4 protein-coding genes are annotated in these 3,142 nt (G+C 66.2%); 3 read left to right on the top strand and 1 reads right to left on the bottom strand.

Going from position 1 to position 3,142, the window contains the following annotated elements; translation table 11 throughout:
* Positions 1-337 precede the first annotated feature (337 nt).
* Entirely contained in the window at positions 338-835 is a 498-nt protein-coding gene (locus AB0D57_RS47420; protein WP_362088722.1) for an Ohr family peroxiredoxin, read from the bottom strand.
* A gap of 639 nt (positions 836-1,474) precedes the next feature.
* Between AB0D57_RS47420 and AB0D57_RS47415 the strand changes: the two genes are divergently transcribed.
* From AB0D57_RS47415 to AB0D57_RS47405, 3 genes are all read left to right on the top strand, one after another.
* Positions 1,475-1,840 (top strand): cupin domain-containing protein, encoded by a 366-nt coding sequence (locus AB0D57_RS47415; protein ID WP_362088723.1) that lies wholly within the window; start codon positions 1,475-1,477, stop codon positions 1,838-1,840.
* 77 nt (positions 1,841-1,917) lie between these two features.
* Positions 1,918-2,286 carry a DUF5134 domain-containing protein gene (locus AB0D57_RS47410; RefSeq protein WP_362088721.1) on the top strand — a complete coding sequence of 123 codons (369 nt, stop codon included), beginning with the start codon at positions 1,918-1,920 and terminating at the stop codon, positions 2,284-2,286.
* A 420-nt stretch (positions 2,287-2,706) separates the two neighbouring features.
* The gene (locus AB0D57_RS47405) at positions 2,707-2,916 is read left to right on the top strand and encodes a hypothetical protein (protein ID WP_362088720.1); all 210 of its coding nucleotides are present in this window, start codon (positions 2,707-2,709) and stop codon (positions 2,914-2,916) included.
* Positions 2,917-3,142: the final 226 nt, after the last annotated feature.

Raw genomic sequence — 3,142 nt, 5'->3', positions numbered from 1 at the left:
TTCGTGGGCTGCAGTCTCCGCAGAGATCGCCACGGGTCTCGAACCGGAACGCGTAGCTCTTGATCCCCTACACCACGTCGCGGGACACGGCCTCGGCCCATGCCGTCCAGCCTCTCATGGGGTGTCGTGCGTCAGCCCACAGGTGGACTTGTGCGCGGCGGCCGAGACAGCGACAGCGGTTGTGCAGCGGAGGCTGGTGTTGGCGCCGAGCAAGAAGACATGCGCACGACGGCTACGGCAAACAGCCTGAGACGGCATGCGCATGAGCAGGTGACAGCCGGTGCCCTTCTGACGGGGCCGCGTGTTCTTCAGCTCGGACGATCGCAGATGTGCCGACTCAGGAAGCCAGCGTGATGGTCGTCGGCGTTCCCTGCCAGGCCATCCTCGCGTAAGGGCACAGCGAATCGGCCTTCTCCAGGAGCGGAGCGGCGATCTCAGGATCGACGTCCGGCCACTTGACCACCAGGTCGACATGCAACAAGTAGCCGCCGTCTCCCGGATCCCGCCCGAACGCCACGGTTGCCTCCACGGAGATCGCGGCGGGGTCGAGCGCTGCCTGTCGTGCCACCAGGCTCAGTGCTCCGTGGAAGCAGGCGGCGAAGCCGGCGGCGAACAGCTGCTCAGGATTCGTTCCCCGGCCGTCTCCTCCCAGTTCGGCAGGCATGCGCAGGTCGAGATCCAGGGCGCCGTCGGACGAGCGTGCTTTCCCCGAGGCCCGCCCGTGACTCGCCATCCCACCGCTCACCGTTACCGTCGTGGTGTAGATGGGCGCGAAGGACTCTCCGTCGAAGTCCTTGTCGGTGCTCAGATTGGGCAAACGGATCTGCTCGGTCACCGCATGACTCCGTCAAGGTCGCAGTACACGGCCGTGCGCGGTGCCGGCATTGATGCGGGCAGGCCGGCGTCCGTCGGCGTCGGCATCTCACGCCGACACGCGATGTGAGACGGCCGACTAGGGGCAGAGCCTGCCGAACCAACTAGACAAAATGCCATATTTTGTTCACCTTCATGTTGTGGGTGCCCCGGGTTCGAGACAACCAGTTGACCGACAAGTCATCCCTCTTGTGACAGCCGCTGACACCTCGCCTGATTGCCCCGTGTCTCCGCCCTCGTCCAACGGGCGGGGCCGATCCCACTGAACGCCGCGGCCTTCGTTGCTGCGCGGAGGTAATCCATGCAGGCCGGGATTCGGCCTCCGCTTCGAGCGGAGCTCTGGAGCAGCGAGACCTGTCACAGAAGCAGGACGTACTCGGTCATCACCTTGAGACAGTCGGGTGAGAACGCCTGAAACGCACGGACGCTGTCACCGTCAGGCGAGGGATGTCGGTACACCACTCTCACCATCTGACGGCACACTGTCATCTGGCCTCATGCAGGGCAACAACAACGGAGGTGCAACACAGTGTCAAGCAAGAACTCGGCGGGGGAGACCAACGAGAATCCTCGTTCCGAGGCGTGGAAGACCGCAGCGAAGATGCTGCAGGACACCGATCCGCTCACCGTCCCCGAGGGTGCCTCGGCTATGACCATCCTGGTCGAGTGGCAGCCCGGTGACCCCGGCACCCCTCCGCACCGCCACTCCGGGCCGGCGTTCGGCTACGTGATCGAGGGCGAGGTGCGCTTTGAGCTGGAGGGAGAGCCGGAACGCGTGGTCAAGGCCGGTGAGACGTTCTGGGAGCCGGGCGGTGACGTGATCCATTACCAGGACGGCAACGCCCGAACGGACGCGCCGTGCCGGTTCGTCGTGGCCATGCTGTGTGCGCCGGGTCAGCCGATGCTCACCCTGGTCGACGAGGAGGAACTGGCACAGCGGGCCCATCTGCGTGCTCCGCGCCCGTGAACTGACCTGCGGCTTCCTGTTCAGGGCAGGTCGGCTTCGACCGAAGCGGACCCACTCTGTGGGAGGGCGCGAGAAGCATGAGCGCTACCGATGTCGTGTGCTCCATGCTGACAGCGCTGTTCGCGGCCGCAGCACTGTGGTTCCCCCTGTCCGCGCTCAGTCGGCGTCGCGGGGAAAGACTGCCCGCGGTGGCACGGAGTTTGCCGTCCGCGGCCGGCATGGCCGCGATGGCCTGGATGGCACGCCCGATGGCAGGTTCGGGACACGAGGTTCTGGCGGTCCATGCCGGTCACTCGATGGGGGCCCAGGAACCCACGACGCAGGCACGGGGATACTGGTGCTGTACTTGCTTGTCTGCGCCCTCCGGTCGCTCACGTGCGACATGCCGGGGCTGCGACGGGACACGGGCAACCCGCATACCCCAATGCACCTTGGAGCGGTCGTGACGCTCCTCATGCATCAATGACAGTCGGCTCATGGGTGTTCCTGCCCGGCGTACGACCGGGCCCCGTCGGCGCGGCCTCGAAGACAACAGGGATCAGCACAACCCACGACTGAACATCCCAAGGACAGATGTGAACGACAGATCCGCCCCCCGCCTGCCCAGGTCTCAGACGTCCCGTCGCATGCGGTCCTTGACACGGGGATGGCTGACCCTGCTGGCTCTGGCAGCAACAGGGGGCGCGGCCGCCTGCGACCAGGCTGGCGGGCAGGACACAGGCGGTCGCGTAGCCGTGGGCCGAGACTGCAGCTCCACACTCGCGCAGGGTATGGAGCTTTCCTGCGGAACCAACGGATTCGGTGACCTGCGCTATGTCTGCCGGACCACGGACACCAGCGGCCATCGGTGCCTGCAGACCACAGCCGTGACGGTGCGCAACACCGGGAGCTCTGCCGTGCTGGTGACGGTCATCAAGGGGGCCAGGCAGGGCATCCGCGAACAGAGCAGAGAACAAGCGCTCACACCCGGGCAGTCGGCTGTCCTGCGTCCCGGTGCAGGAGAGTTCCTGTTCGATATCACCTTGCGCAACATGGGGAGCGCACGGGGGAGCCTGCTGGTGACCCGGGTGCAGTGATGCCGACGCCCAGTGGGGACCGGGCGATCGTCGTTGCGGGGCGGGCGGTCGGCGGCAGCCGCTGCGTATACGCCGGGGGCATCTGCCGGTTACTACGGGCAGGAGCCCGGGCGGCCGGCCCCGCTCGGTAACTAAGGGCTTGCAGATCATTAACACGTCGTCTTGATCTTGTTGTGGGGCTCGCCTGTTTGGGCAAGGACTCGAGCCTGGAGGGCCGCGAGGGCGT

Source organism: Streptomyces sp. NPDC048275 (genome assembly GCF_040652275.1).
GTDB lineage: Bacteria > Actinomycetota > Actinomycetes > Streptomycetales > Streptomycetaceae > Streptomyces.
Note: the sequence above shows the minus strand (reverse complement) of the source record. Positions and strands in the feature narration are given on the sequence as shown.

Bases quoted from the DNA above. Each gene is read 5' to 3' on its own strand.
- AB0D57_RS47415 (WP_362088723.1), top strand. From the start codon at position 1,475: ATGCTGCAGGACACCGATCCGCTCACCGTCCCCGAGGGTGCCTCGGCT.
- AB0D57_RS47410 (WP_362088721.1), top strand. From the start codon at position 1,918: ATGAGCGCTACCGATGTCGTGTGCTCCATGCTGACAGCGCTGTTCGCG.